This is a genomic window from Pseudoalteromonas sp. APC 3691, from assembly GCF_030408135.1.
GTDB lineage: Bacteria > Pseudomonadota > Gammaproteobacteria > Enterobacterales > Alteromonadaceae > Pseudoalteromonas.
On sequence record NZ_JASDCB010000019.1, the window covers coordinates 18,822 to 38,312 of the forward strand.

18 protein-coding genes are annotated in these 19,491 nt (G+C 39.3%); 8 read left to right on the plus strand and 10 right to left on the minus strand.

Annotated features, from left to right (window positions below; translation table 11 throughout):
• Window positions 1–185 precede the first annotated feature (185 nt).
• Both QL998_RS08300 and QL998_RS08305 read right to left on the minus strand, forming a co-directional pair.
• Window positions 186–374: an outer membrane beta-barrel protein gene (locus QL998_RS08300; protein ID WP_356948109.1), complete on the minus strand. Its 189-nt coding sequence runs from the start codon at window positions 372–374 to the stop codon at window positions 186–188.
• 17 nt (window positions 375–391) lie between these two features.
• Complete coding sequence (locus QL998_RS08305; protein WP_290192510.1) at window positions 392–832, minus strand: outer membrane beta-barrel protein; 441 nt, start codon at window positions 830–832, stop codon at window positions 392–394.
• A gap of 333 nt (window positions 833–1,165) precedes the next feature.
• Between QL998_RS08305 and ettA the strand changes: the two genes are divergently transcribed.
• The 4 genes from ettA to QL998_RS08325 all read left to right on the plus strand — a co-directional run bounded on the left by ettA (window position 1,166) and on the right by QL998_RS08325 (window position 4,888).
• On the plus strand, window positions 1,166–2,839 hold the full coding sequence (gene ettA / locus QL998_RS08310; protein WP_024605363.1) for an energy-dependent translational throttle protein EttA: 1,674 nt from the start codon (window positions 1,166–1,168) through the stop codon (window positions 2,837–2,839).
• A 155-nt stretch (window positions 2,840–2,994) separates the two neighbouring features.
• Complete coding sequence (locus QL998_RS08315) at window positions 2,995–3,360, plus strand: PilZ domain-containing protein (RefSeq protein ID WP_002958114.1); 366 nt, start codon at window positions 2,995–2,997, stop codon at window positions 3,358–3,360.
• Window positions 3,361–3,413: 53 nt separating this feature from the next.
• Window positions 3,414–4,322, plus strand: a complete 909-nt coding sequence (locus QL998_RS08320) for a histone deacetylase (RefSeq protein WP_290192511.1) — start codon at window positions 3,414–3,416, stop codon at window positions 4,320–4,322.
• A 62-nt stretch (window positions 4,323–4,384) separates the two neighbouring features.
• Window positions 4,385–4,888, plus strand: a complete 504-nt coding sequence (locus QL998_RS08325) for a TlpA disulfide reductase family protein (RefSeq protein ID WP_138489503.1) — start codon at window positions 4,385–4,387, stop codon at window positions 4,886–4,888.
• Window position 4,889: 1 nt separating this feature from the next.
• Here QL998_RS08325 and QL998_RS08330 read toward each other — a convergent pair whose 3' ends face one another.
• Window positions 4,890–5,891: an AraC family transcriptional regulator gene (locus QL998_RS08330; protein WP_182195942.1), complete on the minus strand. Its 1,002-nt coding sequence runs from the start codon at window positions 5,889–5,891 to the stop codon at window positions 4,890–4,892.
• The gene (locus tag QL998_RS08335; protein WP_024605135.1) at window positions 5,875–6,795 is read right to left on the minus strand and encodes a GGDEF domain-containing protein; all 921 of its coding nucleotides are present in this window, start codon (window positions 6,793–6,795) and stop codon (window positions 5,875–5,877) included. Before QL998_RS08335 ends, QL998_RS08330 begins: the two co-directional genes overlap by 17 nt.
• A gap of 297 nt (window positions 6,796–7,092) precedes the next feature.
• Between QL998_RS08335 and QL998_RS08340 the strand changes: the two genes are divergently transcribed.
• The 4 genes from QL998_RS08340 to QL998_RS08355 all read left to right on the plus strand — a co-directional run bounded on the left by QL998_RS08340 (window position 7,093) and on the right by QL998_RS08355 (window position 13,250).
• Window positions 7,093–9,396, plus strand: coding sequence for a TonB-dependent receptor (locus tag QL998_RS08340; RefSeq protein ID WP_290192512.1), 2,304 nt, complete (start codon window positions 7,093–7,095; stop codon window positions 9,394–9,396).
• 61 nt (window positions 9,397–9,457) lie between these two features.
• Complete coding sequence (locus QL998_RS08345; protein WP_182195948.1) at window positions 9,458–10,432, plus strand: metallophosphoesterase; 975 nt, start codon at window positions 9,458–9,460, stop codon at window positions 10,430–10,432.
• 11 nt (window positions 10,433–10,443) lie between these two features.
• Window positions 10,444–12,426: a phytase gene (locus QL998_RS08350; protein WP_182195950.1), complete on the plus strand. Its 1,983-nt coding sequence runs from the start codon at window positions 10,444–10,446 to the stop codon at window positions 12,424–12,426.
• A 158-nt stretch (window positions 12,427–12,584) separates the two neighbouring features.
• Window positions 12,585–13,250: a hypothetical protein gene (locus tag QL998_RS08355; RefSeq protein ID WP_182195953.1), complete on the plus strand. Its 666-nt coding sequence runs from the start codon at window positions 12,585–12,587 to the stop codon at window positions 13,248–13,250.
• A gap of 101 nt (window positions 13,251–13,351) precedes the next feature.
• On the opposite strand, the gene cyoE is transcribed toward QL998_RS08355, so the two are convergent.
• The 6 genes from cyoE to QL998_RS08385 form a co-directional block, all read right to left on the minus strand.
• Window positions 13,352–14,236 carry a heme o synthase gene (cyoE, locus tag QL998_RS08360; protein ID WP_182195955.1) on the minus strand — a complete coding sequence of 295 codons (885 nt, stop codon included), beginning with the start codon at window positions 14,234–14,236 and terminating at the stop codon, window positions 13,352–13,354.
• A gap of 9 nt (window positions 14,237–14,245) precedes the next feature.
• Window positions 14,246–14,602, minus strand: a complete 357-nt coding sequence (gene cyoD / locus QL998_RS08365; RefSeq protein WP_024603769.1) for a cytochrome o ubiquinol oxidase subunit IV — start codon at window positions 14,600–14,602, stop codon at window positions 14,246–14,248.
• On the minus strand, window positions 14,602–15,243 hold the full coding sequence (cyoC, locus tag QL998_RS08370; RefSeq protein ID WP_149615280.1) for a cytochrome o ubiquinol oxidase subunit III: 642 nt from the start codon (window positions 15,241–15,243) through the stop codon (window positions 14,602–14,604). The genes cyoD and cyoC overlap by 1 nt, the downstream gene beginning before the upstream one ends.
• The gene (gene cyoB, locus QL998_RS08375) at window positions 15,240–17,228 is read right to left on the minus strand and encodes a cytochrome o ubiquinol oxidase subunit I (protein WP_149594194.1); all 1,989 of its coding nucleotides are present in this window, start codon (window positions 17,226–17,228) and stop codon (window positions 15,240–15,242) included. The genes cyoC and cyoB overlap by 4 nt, the downstream gene beginning before the upstream one ends.
• Window positions 17,229–17,230: 2 nt before the next feature.
• A complete protein-coding gene (gene cyoA / locus QL998_RS08380) occupies window positions 17,231–18,190 on the minus strand; it encodes a ubiquinol oxidase subunit II (RefSeq protein WP_024603771.1) in 960 nt (319 codons plus the stop codon).
• Between the two features lie 318 nt (window positions 18,191–18,508).
• The gene (locus tag QL998_RS08385) at window positions 18,509–18,928 is read right to left on the minus strand and encodes a hypothetical protein (RefSeq protein WP_002958097.1); all 420 of its coding nucleotides are present in this window, start codon (window positions 18,926–18,928) and stop codon (window positions 18,509–18,511) included.
• Between the last annotated feature and the right edge of the window lie 563 nt (window positions 18,929–19,491).

A 19,491-nucleotide genomic window follows, 5' to 3' on the forward strand; every position in this document is an offset into this window, starting at 1 on the left:
AAAGTTAATTATGAACTGAAAGTAAAAAATATCAACCTCTAGATGTATAGATGTCTAAATGAAATTTATTCATGATTTTTTTAAGATTTACTAAAAGTTATAGATGAGAGGGAATGCATTTATATTGAAGTACTTTGTTTTAGTGAATTGAAATAGCGCTACTAAAATCAGTAGCGCTATTATAATTAAAAACGATAATTTACAGATAAATTAAGAGCGTAAATATCGCCTTCATTTGTATCAAAATATTGGTATTCAGCACTTACTTGCCAGCGTTGAGTTAGCCTAAAGTCAATGCCGGTTCCGTACGTTACGCCGCCTTCATCGTAGTTTTGCTCAGTTATTAGCGTAGAATTTGTATCTGTACCAGTTATTGATTCTGCAAGGTTTTTTAAGCGCCTTCATTGTAACTTAATTTATTTCTACCATAGCCACCAAATAAAAACATATCAGCTCGAGATGAAATTGGATAATTAGCTTTTACAAATATACTTGTTTGCAAATCAAGGCTTGAATCGATTTCGCTCTTAATGAATTCTGAACTCAGCGAACCGTCCTGTGGGTTCTGAGTGTAAACAATTCCGTTTAGAGGCGTTGACTCATCATTTAACCCAAAACCTATACGCCCTTCTAATGCAAAGTAACGCGAAAACTGATATCCAAACCGGCCGTAAAGCGTTGTAAACTGTATGCTATCACTCTCGTATACATCAATTTGCGTAGACCCTATCCCTATTCCTTGGTAATAACCATTTACGTGGAGTATGTCTGCTTGGCTCGAAAATGAGTATAAACCTAAAAGTAATGCCCCTAACCTTGTAACTATTTTCATGTTCATTCCTTTAAACCTTTGTAATATTTAATAATGTGATGTTTAACAATAAACTAAGTGTGGCCTGCCTATATAACTTGCTTATACTTTACAGCTTGTAAATATACTGTACCACTTTTGTTAAAAATGAAATGTATTTGAACAATATAAAACAATAGATTACAGAATTTTACACAATAGAAATCCTGTAATAGTAGTGTTTTTAACGAGCAATCAAAACAAAGTACCGCTTAGGTAAGTGTATTGTTCTATACAGCATTCGTTGACTGTTTCACCCGTCAGCCACTACAATACAACATTGAAATTTTTATTATTATTTGAAGGCTTTCCTCCATGGTTTTACCTGATAAATTTATATTCTCGATGAGTCGAGTATCTAAGGTTGTGCCACCTAAGCGCACTATCTTAAAAGATATTTCGTTGCACTTTTTTCCTGGCGCTAAAATTGGTGTGCTTGGTTTAAACGGTTCTGGTAAATCTACGTTACTGCGTATTATGGCCGGTGTTGACCAAGATTTTGAAGGTGATGCACATCCTCAGCCTGGTACTAAAATTGGTTATTTACCGCAAGAACCTGTTTTAGACGAAAGTAAAACAGTACGTGAAACTGTTGAAGAAGCTGTTGGCGAAGTTAAACATGCACTTAAACGTCTTGACGAAGTGTATAACGAATACGCCATGGAAGACGCTGACTTTGACGCACTTGCAAAAGAGCAAGGCGAGCTTGAAGCTGTTATTCAGGCGCACGATGGTCATAACATCGACAACGTTTTAGAACGCGCAGCTGATGCACTTCGCCTGCCAGAGTGGGATGCTAAAATTGAGCACCTTTCAGGTGGTGAGCGTCGCCGTGTTGCTATATGTCGATTATTACTTGAAAAACCAGACATGCTTATCCTTGATGAACCTACTAACCACTTGGATGCTGAGTCGGTTGCATGGTTAGAGCGCTTCTTACACGATTACGAAGGCACTGTTGTGGCTGTAACGCATGACCGTTACTTCCTTGATAATGTAGCTGGTTGGATATTAGAGCTTGACCGTGGTGAAGGTATTCCATGGGAAGGTAACTACTCTTCTTGGCTTGAACAAAAAGATGCGCGCTTACAGCAAGAACAAAAATCTGAAAAAGCACGTCAAAAATCAATTGCGCAAGAACTTGAATGGGTTCGTTCAAACCCTAAAGGCCGCCAAGCTAAGTCAAAAGCACGTATGGCTCAGTTTACTGAAATGCAGCAGTCTGATTACCAAAAACGTAACGAAACTAACGAGATGTTTATTCCACCTGGTCCGCGTTTAGGTGACCAAGTACTTGAAGTAACTAATCTTCGTAAGAGTTTTGGCGATCGCGTTTTAATTGATGACTTAAGCTTTAGCATGCCAAAAGGTGCCATTGTGGGCATTATTGGCGCGAATGGCGCGGGTAAATCAACGCTGTTTAAAATGATAAGCGGTGAGCAAACGCAAGACAGCGGTAGCATCAGTGTTGGCGAAACAGTACACCTAGCTACTGTTGATCAGTTCCGCGACGGTATGGACGAAAGCAAAACTGTTTTCCAAGAAATATCAGACGGACAAGACGTACTGAAAATTGGTAACTTTGAGTTCCCAAGCCGTGCGTATGTAAGTCGCTTTAACTTTAAAGGTAACGATCAGCAAAAGTTTGTTAAAGACCTATCAGGTGGTGAGCGTAACCGTTTACACCTTGCTAAGTTATTAAAAGCTGGCGGCAATGTGTTACTACTCGATGAGCCAACCAATGACTTGGACGTTGAAACACTACGTGCACTGGAGAACGCTATTTTAGAGTTCCCAGGTTGTGTAATGTGTATCTCGCATGACCGTTGGTTCCTTGACCGTATTGCTACACATATTTTAGATTACCGTGATGAAGGTCAAATTAACTTCTTTGATGGTAACTACACTGAATATGAAGAGTGGCTTAAAAAGACCCTAGGCGCTGAGGCAACTCAACCTAAACGTATTAAATACAAAAAAATTGGCTAAAAATATTGGTTAATTTTATGTTTGTATAACTTAAGCCCTGCACTTTGCAGGGCTTTTTTATGCCACCAGCATTACAGGAGCACATCTTGCTAGCATGTAGAGAATTACCCGCTATGCTTAATTTATTATAAAAAACAGTAAGGCTAAATTAGGTTATGCAAAATCGTCGACAGTTTTCTCGTGTGCTATTTTCAACTAACGCTCTGTTATGTTTTGATAGCCAACAGTATCCGTGTAAATTACTCGATCTATCGTTACATGGCGCGTTGGTTACTAATTGTGATGCATTTATTGGCAGCCACAATACGCAAGCAATACTGCGTTTTACATTGCCTCAAAGCGATATAGAAATAAAAATGGAAGTAGTGATTTGCCATATTGAAGCCGATCATATTGGTTTAAAATGCCATCACATTGATATAGACAGTATTACTTATTTAAAGCGTTTAATAGAGCTAAACTTAGCCGATGATGAGCTACTGCATCGCGAATTAGCGTCACTTATTAATGACTCACAATAGACTCATTCACTTAAGTTGATTACCATAGCGCAAACTTTATAAAGCTTGTAAATATGCGCTTAAATCCTCATTTGCCTTTGGTATACCATCCTAACTACTCGTTTAGCTTTGATCCTAAGCATCGCTTTGTAATGAGTAAATTTGCACATTTATATCAACATGTTGCAGAGCTTGGTTTAATCGGCAGTAACCTAGTTGAGCCAATATTAGGCACGCCAGAGCCCCTTGAGCTTGTGCATTGCGATAATTATATCCAAGATTTATGGCACAACCGCTTAGATGAAAAAGCAATGCGTCGCATTGGTCTACCTTGGTCAAAAGAGCTTATGGCACGTACATTTACAGCCCCTCAAGGAACGCTTCAAACAGCCCGCTTAGCACTTAAACACGGTATAGCGTGTCATCTTGCTGGTGGTACACATCACGCACATAATGACTTTGGTTCAGGTTTTTGTATGGTTAACGATTTGGCCTTTACCACGCAAACTTTAATTAAATCGGGTGAGGTAACTAACGTACTTATTTTTGATTTAGACGTGCACCAAGGTGATGGCACAGCTGCAATGTTACAGCATCAACCCTATGCGTATACCTGCTCTATCCATTGTGAAAAAAACTTCCCCTTTAGAAAGTCCGCTAGCGATTTAGACATTGGTTTAGCCGACAACATGAAAGACGACGAATACCTTGCCATAGTTGACGAAACCTTGAGTTATTTACTAAAAGAGCTAAACCCAAGCTTGGTACTTTACGATGCAGGCGTTGATATTTGGCAAGGTGATGGCTTGGGTAAATTAGATATAAGCTGGGATGGCATAGTTAAGCGCGACCATTTAGTGCTAAAACGATGCCTTGAGCACAACACACCTGTTGCCACAGTAATAGGTGGTGGTTACGATAGAGATCACCTACGCCTCGCTAAACGCCACGCTATTGTTGTTGAACAAGCTGCTGGCTTTTAGTTTGAAAGAAAAATGTTAAATTATCGTTCTTGTTTAATATGTAAAATAAAAAAGAGCATATTATGAAACAGCTATTTATTACCATCACGCTAATTTTATTAAGCTTTACAGCTTACGCACAAGATACAAGCTCAGAAGCAACATATCCTAAATTGCCTACATTAAATTTACAAATGGCTGATGGGTCGCCGCTCAACACTCAAGATTTATTAGGTCAACCTTACGTTTTACACTTTTGGGCAACGTGGTGTCCGTACTGTAAAAAGCTGCAGCCAGCACTTCAAAAAATTGATGATATGGGCTTAAAAGTTATTGCCGTGAGCTTTAAAGAAGATGACGATGCTACCCCCGCTAAAGCACTTAGCGAAAGAGGTTATACTTTTAAAACAGCTGTAAAAGCCGATGCAATAGCACAGCAATTAGGTATACGAGGCACACCTACTACATTGTTTGTAAATAAAGAAGGCAATGTAATTTGGCTGACTAATACGTCAAATCCAGAAGATCCAAACCTTCATTTAAATGCACGAACATTGTTGCACTCCATCGACATGGCAACTGAGTAACTTATTGCGCTTTTAACTGATTAGGTGTTAAGCCTGTCCAGCGCTTAAAGGCGCGCCGAAAGTTAGGTATATCGTAAAAAGCTAAATGCTCAGCGACTTGTTCGTTATGTTTAGCGCACAGAGTAAGTAGGTAAATAGCTTTGTGCTTATTTTGCTCATCTATTAACGCTGAAAAGCGTACCCCATTGAGTTTGAGCCTGCGCTTAAATGTAGCTGAACTCATAGCAAAGTGCTTCGCGGTACACTCTAAATTAGCACTTGGGTGAGAGTATAAGTATCTGCAAACGGCTTCAATAAAAGTCATGCTAACTACGCTTTTATTATGTAGCTGCGACTGCGCTTGCATAAATCGTAATTCACTCGCATGCGGGTTTTTAGCCCTTAACATGGTTTTATTTAATACCCAGCGAGTACATGGCTTATCAAAACTTACCTTTAGCCCTAAATTTTGCTCGTATTCTTGAATATGCCGAGGGCGTTTAAAAGCAAAGTCGAACTGACAATGCGGGTAACTTTCGCTCACTCGTTTAAGTAAACTATAAAATGCAGTGCTGTATATCTCTAGCACATAGTGGTAAAGGCTTTCATCAAGCCCATGTGCTGGCTGAATGTAAATATAAACATTATCGTTTTTAATATACGTTTGGCTAAACAGCAAAGGCGCTAATTGCATTCTTAAAAGTGATAATTGCTTTAATACTTGAGCTAAATTATCGCTATATATCAATGCCTGAGCTTCGGCTCGAGTGTCGTTAATAAGTTGGCTACCGAGTAAAAAACTACTGTCAGTACTTTTCATCAACAACTTAAATTGAGCTAATAAACGCACCTGCTGAGACACACTAAATGTATGCTGAAAATTAAGTAAGTCTTGTTCAAAAATACCGGTACCGCGTAGCAACTTATGTAAATTTATGTTTCGGCTTTGAGCAAGCTCTACAGCTGACGTAATAAGCCCTTGAGCGCTTAAATATTTATCGTCTTGGCTAACAAACGTGTGCACGGTGCGCTACTTTTTGTTGATGCTTTTTTTGTTGTAATTGACTATGCAGTTGGCTTGTTAGTTTATCTGTACTGCTATGCTTATTACCTTGTATTAAGGCGGTAGTGACATATTGAAACTTTGCTTTTTTAGATGCTTCAACTTTAAATGCACAATGCTTTAGAGCTCCTTTAATTTGTGCCATTAGCTCTTTAGCTTGCTGCTCTGTAGTAGCTGGCATTAGTACCATAAAGCAATCTCCTGCGTAGCGGCACACTACATCACTTAGTCGGCAATTCATTAACAATAGCTCGCTAATTTCACGCAGTAACCGGTCGCCCTCACTAAAGCCAAACTCACTATTAAAATGCGAAAAATCACGAATATCAATCGCGCCAAGCCAGAGTGGTTGTTTGCTCGTAAGTTGCTCTTTAATTGCAGAATCTAGGTACTGCGCCTTATAAAGACCTGTAACTGAGCACACCTTATCGTGCTCACGTAAATGCGCTTCACGGCGGCGTAGCTGACGATTTAATACGTACTGCTCTTGATGCCAATAATACAAACCCACACTCGTTAACAACATGCCTAAAGGGGCTGGCAGAGATTCAATCCAACTGAGCCATTGATGGGCGGGATGCATTAGCCATTCATCAAGTAAATCGAGCGTTGCCGAGAACATAAATAGCCCAACACCTATCACTAAGTAAGTGGTTACTTTACTCGGTGGTCTTGAAATTAATAACGCGGCAATCCATACAAGGGTCATTAATACAATACCGCCCTCCCCCATAATATCGAGCCACTGAATACTGGCGTAAGTTTTTAATACACCTAAATAACTACTTAAAAACACAGCGCTAAAAAACATCGCAATAATAGCGTTTATTAATAATCGGTGGCTGATAAAGGGGTTAAATCGCATGTGCGGTATCTCGTTTATAAATGAGTTTTAAAGTTAGTTCATACAAGTTTTTGTTAGCAGGGTGATATTAGCTCAGCTATATGACAACGAGATGATACCTACTTTAAAAACAGCCCTGCACGGTACATAACACCTGACTTTACGAGGAGTGATAAAAGCTCAATACACTCTATATATTGCTCAAACACCTCTAAATACATGTATTTAACCTAAACACTGTCACATTTACGTAACCAAATATCTTTAGCTTGCTCGCCATACCAAGAAACAAACCAGCAATAACCAAGAGCAAATACAATGAAAGACTTTAAAATAAAAGCACTGGTAGCCGCATTAGCCTTATGTAATTTGACGGCTTATGCAGAAGATGATGCAAAAGAAACCGCAAAAAAAGATATCGAAGTTTCTGACAAAATTGTTGTATACGGTGAAATTGGCTACAGAAACCGCTCAGACGAACTCGCACCAACCTTGGAGTATTCACAAGAGTACTTTCAACGTTTTGAACCATTGACCGCAGGCGATGCATTAAAACGAGTACCCAGTGTTACATTTTTATCGGATGTGCTTGAATCGGATGGTGCACGTATGCGAGGGTTAAGCCCTGCTTATACAAAGGTGCTTATAAACGGTGAAGAAGTACCTGGCGCTGGTGCCGATCGTTCATTTTTTGTTGACCGAATTCCGGCTGAGTTAATTGAACGCGTTGAAATAATTCGCTCATCAAGTGCTAACCGCTCAGCCGATGCTATTGCGGGCACATTAAATATTGTATTGCGCGATGGTTACAGTTTAGATGGCGGTTACTTGCGTGCTGGTGGCTTGCTTTATGACGATGGTGAATTTAAAGAAAGCTTAGCTGCAGTGTACGGTACTGAATTGGCTGGTGGGCGCTTATTACTTGGTGCAAATTTACAAGGCAGATATAACCCAAAACAAAAAAATAGTTTGCGCTACGGCGATAGCCCTGAAAACAATATAAACTTTCAAACAGAAGAATTTGATAACCGCGAAGACCAATCTGACACTCGCGATGGCGACGACACGTCACTTAACTCCAGCTACGAAATTGTTTTTGACGACGATAGTCAGTTTAATATTAGCGCTATGTGGGTTGATACAGAGCGTACTGAGGATGAACGTTCATTTGAATACAACGACCCAACTGCAACCAATAACGATATTGTAAATGGCGGTAACTTAGAAACAGATAATGCGAATGTTAAATATATTGACCAAACTAATTACAACATCAATACCGCTTATGAATTTCCACTACTAAGTGGCACAAGTAAGTTTAAATTTGGCTTTGCTCGGTTTGAAGAGTCTGTTTATGAGGAAGAAGTCGAATTAGATACCTCAGAGCTGCCGATGGTATTTGAAGAAGAGCAAACTAAAAGTGAAATAGATGATAAAGAATGGACTCTACAGTGGCAACACAGCCAACCTTGGGGTGACAGCAAAGAAATTCAGTTTGGTGCATTTTTACAAAATAAAAAACGCGACAGTGAAATTTTAGAATCGCAAAACGAATTAGAACTTGCACTTACCAGTTGGGAGCAATACGCAGCAACACCTTTAACGCTTGCTACATTTAATAGCGAGTACGAAGCGGTTACTGGTGGTGTAAATACTTTAGAAGAAGATCGCTTTGACTTATTTGCCCTTGTTAAGCACAAAGATGATTTATTTGCTTGGGAGCTGGGCGTTCGCTGGGAGTCTACCGATTCTAAAATTAATGATAAAACAATTGGCGTGAGCGAAAATAATAGTTACGACTTTATCCTCCCCTCGGCACACTTTCGTTATAACGTTAGCGAAAATGGGCGTATAAGTGCATCGATTGCGCGTAGTTTACGCCGCCCTGAGTTTGATTTTTTAACGCCGGCACTTATCGAAAAAGAGCTTGGCGATAACGACCAACTAGGGAACCCTGAATTAAAACCAGAATCAGCTTGGGGTATGGACTTAGGCTACGAGTATCGCTTAGGAAAAAGTGGCGTTGTAGGTATTAATTTATTTTATCGCAAAGTAAATGACCTAATAGAAATAGCAAATACAGGACAAGAAGGCTCTGAGGGCGAAGGTACATTTGTACTGCAACCACGCAACACCGGCGATGGTAATGTTAAAGGAGTTGAGCTTGATTTATCTACTCCACTTGGCGCATTTAGCATGCCTAATACGGGTGTATTTTTAAACTACTCATGGCTTGATAGTGAAGTAACCGATTTTTTTGGGTCTCGAAAATTTAACGATCAATCAGACTACGTTTATAACGTTGGGTTTATTCAAGACTTACCCGAACTCAAAGCTGCATTTGGCGCAACTTACCGCAAGCAAGGTGATGCCTATGGACGTATTGTAGGTGAAGAAATAACTACATCTTACAGTGCCGACTTTGAAGTGTTTATAGAGAAGCGTTGGGAAGATGTAACGCTACGCTTGGTGGGTTCAAACCTACTTGATGCAAGTAAAGACGAAACCTTTAATAAATTTGATACCGTTGAAGATCAATTTAGTAGAAGCTTTGATGAGTACGAAATTGAATCTGAAGAAGCCGGACCGGTTTATCAACTTATGCTGCGTTACGCGTTTTAAATAAGTTTATGAGGTAGTGCTAATCACTTTATTTAGCGCTGCCAAACATGAGAGAACTATAATGATAAAAAAAACATTACTGCTAATAACACTTGGCTTATGCAGTATACAAAGCGTATTGGCAAACGTAACGTACACCGATGTATTATACGAGCAACAAAAAATTGCCAACTTGACGGTGCTGCCTAAGAGCTTAAATTTTACGGTTATTGGTGATTGGGGTCATAACGGGCACTTTTATCAAAAAGACGTAGCACACCAGTTAGAAATAGCGATGTTTCAAACGGATGGTGATTTTACTATTTCAACGGGCGATAACTTTTATCCCAATGGGGTAGCAAGTGTTAACGACCCGCTTTGGCAAAGTGCCTATGAAGATATTTACCATGGTCCACATACATTCGAGCCTTGGTATGTAGTACTGGGTAATCATGATTATTTAGGTAATGCGCAAGCACAACTTGATTACAGTAAAAAAAGTCAGCGCTGGAATTTACCTGCACGCTATTACAGCAAAACCTTTACTTTAAAAGGTGGCGAGCAGATATTAATGGTGTTTTTAGACACTAATACTTTAAACCCTGAATACAAAACACGCGAAAAATACAAAGCAACTCAAGGGCAAAACAGCCAAGCGCAATTAACATGGTTAAATAGCCAACTCTCAAATAGCCAAGCTCGATGGAAAATAGTGGTTGGTCATCACCCACTTTATAGCAGTGGAAAACGTTATGGACTTACTGAAGGTTTACGTAATTTACTCGAGCCCATATTTGAGCAAAATGGTGTGCAAGCATACATAGCAGGACACGAACATGACCTGCAACATAACCAAATAGATGGCAGTAAACTCGACCACTTTGTATCTGGTGGTGGTAGCGAAGCGCGTTACGTAAAACAACGTGAATTTACGCGTTTTGCAGAAGCTACTCCAGGATTTTTGAGCTTTTCGATTAACAATGAAGCACTAAAAGCAACGGCTATTAACTATAAAGGCGAAGTGCGTTACAGCACTCAAAAGCGCTTTGACCAATAAAAGGTTACAACATGAAATTTAAATTAAAAACATCTCTTAGCTTAATTGTAAGTAGCTTAGTGCTTAGCACATTAAGTGCATGTAGCAATAGTAACGTGGCTACAAATACGGCAGTAAAAAACACACCTGATAAAGTAGTCATTAATAGTACTAAATTTGGTCCAACAGATAACATGCAAGGCTCACAAGCGGCATGGTTAAATAATAACAATTGGTTGCTAGCAAGCGAAAGCAAAGGCTTAGTGTTAGTTGAAAGTGAAACGCAACAAAGCCGCATTATAAAAAAAGGTAACTTTGAAGCGCTTGCTGTCACTAAGCTAACAGCACACTCATTTTTGGTTGCAACTATTGATAACAATCAAGATAACGTTGTTATATTTAAGCTTGAGCACACTCAAAGTGGCTGGAATACAATTGAACTAACCCGCATTAACCCACCACAAGCACAACCCGATACGGTGTGTTTATTTGCTAATAAAGCGAGTGAATCAATATCGGCATTTGTACCTGATGTACGCGGGCTAATTACCGAAACTATTATTTTTGATACAGCGAATAATAAAGCGGTTAACGTAAATGTACGTGAATTTTCTGGCGTTAGTGAGGCGTCGGGTTGTGCTGTAAGTACAACAACAAATACCTTATATGTAAGTGAAAGCGAAGTAGGCATTTGGGCAATAAACGCGAACGCTGAATCGCAAGCAGATAAAAAACCGATTGCTTTAGTCGCCCCCTTTGGAAAGTTACACAGTGAACTAGGAGCTATTTCAGCTTCGCAAGATGGTATTATCTGGTTTACTAGTACCAAAAACAATACTGTGTATGCTTATGATCCAATTAGTAAAATGCTTAATAACTGGATGTTAAATGGTGACTTGAGCTTGGAATCGGTAGCGGTAAATTACACAAGTAACAACGCGGCAACGGCAGTGCTGTATAACGACGAAACAGGCGCTTATATTAAAAGTACATTACCTGTAACACCTATCAAAAAACCATTAAAAACCAACACTCAATCAATCACTCAAATAAAGGCAAGTGCACAAACGGCCCCCGTTCAAGCATTTGGTGATGCAGCAGACGATCCGGCAATTTGGGTTAACCCTAAAGATGCAGCAAACAGCTTAATTTTAGGCACCGATAAACGCCGTGGACTAATGGTATACAGCCTAAATGGCAAGCTTGAACAGTCACTTGAAGTTGGTCGTTTAAATAACGTAGACCTGCGACAAAATAGCACGATTAAAAACAGTACCAATACATTAATAACTGCTAGTAACCGAACGCTTAACGGTATTAGTCTATTTACAGTACAAGCTAATAATAGTGTGAAGTACATTGCTGATATTCCTACCAATCTTGATGAAATTTATGGCTTATGTATGTACTCGTCAAATACGGGGAACTATGTATTTGTAAATGATAAATCGGGGCTGTATCAGCAATATAAAATCAGTGAGGATAACGAAAAAATAACAGGCAAACTTGTTCGCGAGTTTAACCTACCAAGCCAACCAGAAGGCTGTAGTGCAGATGATGAACTGGGACAATTATTTGTAGGCGAAGAAGATGCCGGTATTTGGTTTATAGGTGCAGAGCCAACGGCAGGCAGTACACCGGTTATGCTGCAAGGTATAAATGAGCAACTTGTTGATGATGTTGAAGGTATGGAAATTTACCACAGCGACAAAACACGTTATTTAGTTGTTTCGAGCCAAGGTGATAACAGCTACGTACTGTATAAAATAAATAATGATACTGCGGGCATTAAAACACCTAGCTTAGAGTTTACGGGTAAGTTTAATGTAATAAGTGATTTGGTTAATGGTATTGATGGCTCATCAGAAACCGACGGGTTAACAGTAACATCTAAGTCCCTACCGGGTTATCCTGAAGGTATTTTAGTTGTACAAGATGGTTATAATCGTATGCCACAGCAACCTCAAAACTTTAAAATAATAGATTGGCGAGAAGTAAAAAAAGCAATTAAATAGTGCTTATTTTAATGTCGCTTTAAGATTACCTGAAATTGTATAAAAGGCTCATTTGAGCCTTTTATACAATGCTTGGCATTTAAGTATTAAGTGTAATTAACTCAATGTAATATATATTTTATACTACAATTTAAGCTCATAAATTAATTGAGATTATAATGCGCCTACTACTTACTTTATTACTAGTTACTTTAAGTGGCTTTGCCGCAGCTGAAGAAGAAAAAGCAGAACTTCCACCGGTAGACCCCGCTTACAATGCTGAGCATCCTATGGCTTTGGTTAATCAAGGCTCATCTATAATTGCGATTAACTTACCTAGTTATAATTCTCCAGATGATGTGCAAGTTGTTTATAAAATAGGAAACCCCGATGTCGCACTCTTAAACTTTGTTAGAAATGCTGAACTAATCACGGTTAAGCCACAAGCGTTTAATATTCAACATTTAATGCGTGGTGAAGAAATTACGATTATTGCCGACATTTACGAGGGTGATTATCAACAAGGTGGTAGTTTAATTTACTCAAAAAAAGAGCTTGAACTGAGTAAGCAACTGTATGCCAGAGATCTAAAAGATTTAAGTGAATCATCGCAATGGCAAGACTACGACATGATTAATCTGGGCGGGAGTGAGCGTATTTATATTCATAAAATTCAACAAGCGCCGAGCTATAACCATCTTATTTTTGTTGATTTAGTTAATGCATGTATGCAAAAGCTTCGTACCTCAAAACGTGTCCCAGCTGAAAATGAGCTTACCTATAAGTTTATTAACTGCGGCACCCTTAAACCACTTTATTACAATGCTGATGATTTTAAAAAATAAAATAGCGATTATACGAATGCTAAATCATTTCAATATTCAGGCATAAAAAAAGGCTCTTTCGAGCCTTTGGATTAACTTTGGAATAGTTAAAAATTTTTAAATTAGGTAAGCGTTAATAGCTGTGGAGCAACGCTATGGTAGTCAACAGCCATAGCAATGCTTAACGCTGTAATATTAATGATTGAAAATGCGAACACTTTACGTGCCCAGCTACTCATATCAATATTACGACGATAACCACGCAATGCCATTAGCAACCACCAAAAGCTGGTAATACACGCCACAGCCATAAAAGCAGCTCCTGTGTAGCCAGTAATTGGCAGTAACATCACAACTAGGGCATATACAGCAATGTAAAGTACGATATGGCGTTTTGCTTTGTCGATACCTTGCGCTACTGGTAATACAGGAATACCTGCAGCTTGATAATCTTTAAAGCGAAAAATAGCAATAGCGTAAGAGTGCGGCATTTGCCACAAGCTAAACATGACTAGCAGTATTAATGCGCCCATATCGAACTGCCCTGTTACGGCGCAGTAACCTACTACTGGCGGTACAGCGCCAGAAAGGCTGCCTACAAAAGTGCCATATACTGAGTTGCGTTTCATGTAGAGGGTATAAACCCCTACATAAATTACGTAGCCAAAGGCTGCAAAAAATACCGCGGCTTGAGTGGTGTAGGCGATAAGTAAACCAAAGCCCACAACACCCAATAAAATACCGTGACTAAGTGCAGCAAAGGCCGACATTTCGCCCGTTACTGTAACCCGCGTACGAGTACGCGCCATGGCCACATCTATGTCTCTATCTATAACATTATTGATAGCGCAACCTGATGCAACCACTAGCGACAAACCAATTAATGTGGCAATCATTAACCATGGGTCTATATCACCGCGCGAAGCAAGTAAAAACCCGCCCGCTACGCTGATCAAATTGCCCATAATAATACCCGGCTTTGTCACTGATAAATAACGACGAAACATCTTCAACTCCTAGTACATCATCATTGCGTTAGATTCATAAATGATCCAAACAGATAACCCAACAACCATTACGATGATCAGAGCACTGAATAGGAATGTGAAAGTACTTGCACGGCCATCTTCGGTGGTAAAATTAAGGTGTAAAAAGTATTTTAAATGCACCCAAATTTGTACGATTGCTAAAGTAACAATGCTCCAAAGCGTTGTTGCTTTTGAAAAGTCACCTTCCATTACCATGTAAAACGGTATAGCAGTTAAAATTACCGATAGCACAAAGCCAATTAAGTAAGTTTTAACACTGCCATGAGATTCATCATGATGATCACTTTGCGTTTGCTTTAACGCATGCGTTTCGCTGTGGCTCATTACATTGCTCCCATTAAATAAACAACGGTAAATACACAAATCCAAACAATGTCTAAGAAGTGCCAAAATAGGCTTAAGCAGCTTAAACGCGTTACGGTTGCTTTACCTAAGCCGCGTTTAGCAACTTCAATCATCATTATGGTCATCCAAATTAGACCCGCAGTTACATGTAAACCATGTAGGCCAACTAATGAGAAAAATGATGTCAAAAAAGCACTTTGTTGTGGGCCATTGCCATGCACAATTAGGTGATGAAATTCGTATACTTCCATACCAATAAACACAGCACCTAAACAAAACGTAACAAATAACCAAGTCAGTGTTAGTGCCTTTTTTTGCCCTTGAGCGGCAATCATGGCAAAACCAAAGGTAATACTACTAATAAGTAGTGCAGCAGTTTCTACTGCTACAAAGTCGAGCTCAAAAATATCTTTACCCGATACACCGCCGGCAGTGTTCATAAACAGCACTGCGTAGGTGGCAAAAAACGAGGCAAATAATAGGCAATCGGTCATTAGGTATAACCAAAAGCCAAATATCGTGTCACCCGAAGTATCGTGATGATCATGCGCGTGGGCATGATCATCATGTGATACAGAGTCTAAATTTGCTGATTCTAAATTTGCAGAAAGTGTACTCACGCTTTTAGCTCCTTAATGCCACTTGAATTATATGCAGCTTCAGTGCGTGCAATTTCATCAGGTTGTATATAGTAATCTACATCGCTGGTGTAACAACGTTTGATAAAAATGGCAATTCCGCCTACTAGCCCAACAACAGCTAACCACCAAATATGCCAAATCATTGCAAAACAAAATACTGTTAAGCTTGCTGCCATTAACACGCCAGCTGATGTGTTTTTAGGCATATGAATAGGGCTGTAGTTTGCCTTATCTTGATATGCTTGACCTTTTTCTTTCATATCGGTCCATGCATCAATATCATCAATATGTGGAATTGTTGCAAAGTTATAAATTTGCGGAGGTGAACTTGTAGCCCACTCAAGTGTGTGGCCGTTCCACGGATCGCCTGTTGTATCGTCAAGCGCTTCACGGTCTCTAAAGCTCACATATAATTGAATTACCTGGCTGATAATACCAAACATAATAATTACAGCACCGCCTGCGGCAATGTATAACCATATGTTCCAATCTGGGTTGTTAGTGTGGTTTAAGCGACGTGTCATACCTAAGAAACCAAGTACGTACAGCGGCATAAATGCTACGAAGAAACCAATAATCCAACACCAAAATGATGCTTTGCCCCATTTTTCATTAAGTTTAAAGCCCATTGCTTTAGGGAACCAAAATACAAAACCGGCCAGGTAACCAAACACAGCACCACCAATAATTGTGTTATGAAAATGTGCAATTAAGAATAAGCTGTTATGCAGTACATAATCGGCGCCAGGAATAGCAAGTAATACACCGGTCATACCGCCTACGGTAAAGGTAACCATAAAGCCAAGTGTCCAAAGTACCGGTACGCTAATACGTAAACGACCTCGGTAAATGGTAAATAACCAGTTAAATAACTTAACCCCAGTTGGTACGGCAATAACCATGGTCATTACCCCAAAAAACGCATTAACGTTAGCACTCGAGCCCATCGTAAAGAAGTGATGTAGCCAAACAATAAAGCCTAAAATTGAGATTGCACCGCTGGCGTAAACCATCGACTTGTAACCAAATAAACGTTTACCGGCAAAGGTCGAAATAATTTCAGAAAAAATACCAAACGCTGGTAATACTAATATGTATACCTCAGGATGACCCCATGCCCAAAACAGGTTGATGTACATCATGGCGTTACCGCCCAATTCATTGGTAAAGAAGTGGAAGTCGAGATAACGGTCAAGCGTTAGCATTGCAAGTACAGCAGTTAAAATTGGGAATGATGCTGCAATTAATATGTTTGCCCATGTACATGCCCATGTGAAAATTGGCATTTTCATTAGGGTCATACCTGGTGCACGCATTTTAAACACAGTCGCTAAAAAGTTTACGGCTGTTAGAAGTGTACCGAGCCCGGATATTTGCAAGGCCCAAATATAATAATCAACCCCCACCCCAGGGCTAAAGGTCAGCTCCGAAAGCGGCGGATATGCCACCCAACCTGTTTTTGCAAACTCACCAAACACAAGTGATAAGTTAATTAAAATTGCACCACTGGCTGTAAACCAAAAACTTAAATTATTTAAAAATGGGAAAGCAACATCGCGAGCACCAATTTGAAGTGGTAATACAATGTTCATTAGACCAATCATAAATGGCATTGCCATAAATATGATCATGATTACGCCGTGGGCAGTAAATATTTGGTCGTAGTGTTCTGGTGGTAAATAACCTGGCGCACCACTGGTAGCAAGTGCCAACTGCGCACGCATCATTATTGCATCTGAAAAACCACGAAACAGCATTATTAGTGCTAAAAGAATATACATTACGCCTAAGCGTTTGTGATCAACAGACGTGATCCAGTCGCGCCAAAGCACGCCCCATTTTTTATACTTTGTAATAAGCCCGGCAATAATAAGCCCAGCTATCGCAATAACCGACATCGTGAACACAAGAATTGGCTCATGAAACGGAATTGCGTCGAGTGAAAGATTACCTAATAACGACATTATTATTCCTCGCCTTGGCTGTGAGATGAAGGCATTGAGTGCTCACTCATTTCATGATGCTTTTTACTCATTTGCCCATGTTCGCCCATTGCATGGTGTTTTTTGTTCATATCGCCATGCGCCTGCATATACTTCATAACAATGGTATGAAATAAGCCGTCATCAACTTTTCCGTAATAGGCTACAGGGTTATTTTCACTTGCTTTTGCAAGCTCAACATAATTTGCATGAGTCAGGTTGTTAGCGCTTGAATTCGCTTTCACATCACTCACCCACTTATCAAAACCAGCTTGGGTAGGTGTAGCAATGGCATTAAATTTCATGCCAGTAAAACCTGCGCCGCTGTAATTTGCAGAAAAGCCTTTAAACGTACCTGGCTCATTTGCAATTAAGTGAAGCTTGGTTTCCATCCCAGCCATTGAGTATATTTGACTACCCAATTGCGGAATAAAAAAGGAGTTCATTGTGCTCTCTGAAGTGATTTTATATTCAACAGGTACATTTGCTGGGAACACTAATTCATTAACCGTAGCAATACCTTGCTCAGGATATATAAACAGCCACTTCCAGTTTAATGAAACCACTTCAACAGTAAGATGCTTACCTTTACCTTCAATTGGTTTGTAAGGGTCTAGCTCTTGGGTAGACTGCCAGGTAATAACACCTAAAATGATTACAATAACAATAGGAACAGCCCAAACAACGGCTTCAATTTTATTTGAATGAGCCCATTTTGGAGCATAAATTTCTTGGTTTTGAGTGTCTCTATATTTCCAAGCGAAATACAAAGTCATCACAATAACGGGAACGACTACAAGCAACATAAGCACGGTTGCGATGATGATTAAATTTTTCTCATCAATGCCTATCTGCCCTTTTGGATCGAGTATCCCGCCTTTACAGCCTGACAACGCCAGCACTGTACTAGCTAAAGCAATATTACAAAGGTTACGAATTAACAAGGGAGTATCCTACAAACCTAGAGTTTCAATTTGCTGCTTAAAATAAAAACCAAAGCAACGATTTTTCAATAAAAACCCAAGTTAACTAGAATTAAATTATAAAAATAAGGGGGCTATTCAAAACCTAAAGCTCATGCCATTAATGACCTAGCAACAAACCCAGCTTTCTAAACGCATTTATATAACGTAATAAAAGTTAACTTGGGTGAGTGGTGGTTGGCTGAAATGTGTTTAAAAAACACGGAGCTACTTTGTTTTAGCTAACCTTAATTATTTACAGCAAGAACAAATAATTAAAACCAGCAACAAGATGCAGCGTTACAGGCAACCTGTAAAGCTAGGTGGAGCACGACAACCGTGTGAAGAGATCACAGGCTGAAGAACTTTAGCCTCGCTAAAAGCAAAGGCTGCTTTACGGAGGATTATGCCAGCACGACGCGCTGGACAAATATGGAACAATAACCAACAAAGGCCAATAAGTAACTGACTTGATATGATCGGATGAGCTAAAAATTGCGCAAGATTAAGTAACAGTGGCTCTACAATAAACCCATCACTTAATAGCGCTTCAAGCTTGAAGGCATCCTCTAATGCACCGCTTAGCAACATTACAGTATTAAACACTAATAAAGTTATAGCTACACACACGCCCTTGCCTGCTTTATTCAAGCGCTCACACGTCTGCGGCTCGCCAGAGGCAAGTTCCGTAGCTGTATGATGCAAAGAAAGTGTGTTCAAAGACATTAACCTACTAAAATGACTATAACAAAATTAGAGTAATACAGTTCGCAATGGAAAAATTTAAAAAACATTGCTGTTGTAAGCCCTAAAACCAGGTGCTAAATACAATCAAATCCAGCTAGCACATATTTATCTAGCGAAAATTGATCCGTATCAACCAAACTTTCAAAACTTACTGAAAGTTCGAACTTGAGTATAACAAAGAGAATTTTCTGTTCAACTAAAAATCAATTAATTTGAGTTAAGCTTTCGAAGCTATTTTGTTAATAAAAAATAACACGATAAAAAACATTCGGTTAGTTCAAATAAAAAACGATTTAAAGAGAAATATTTAATAGGATTATAGGTTTTTAGGAGGGAGTAATAATTGTGTCGCACAAATAAAAACAGCCCAAATTCAGTCACCACCGAACTTGAGCCGCCTTTTACACTGACAACATCTTCACACACAATATAAAGATTTTTGGTTTACACTGCATGGCAATTGTAGGGAATAAAAACAACTCAAACTCGTTCTTTATGGAAGTGAATCCACCGAATTTGAGTTGCCTTTCACACTG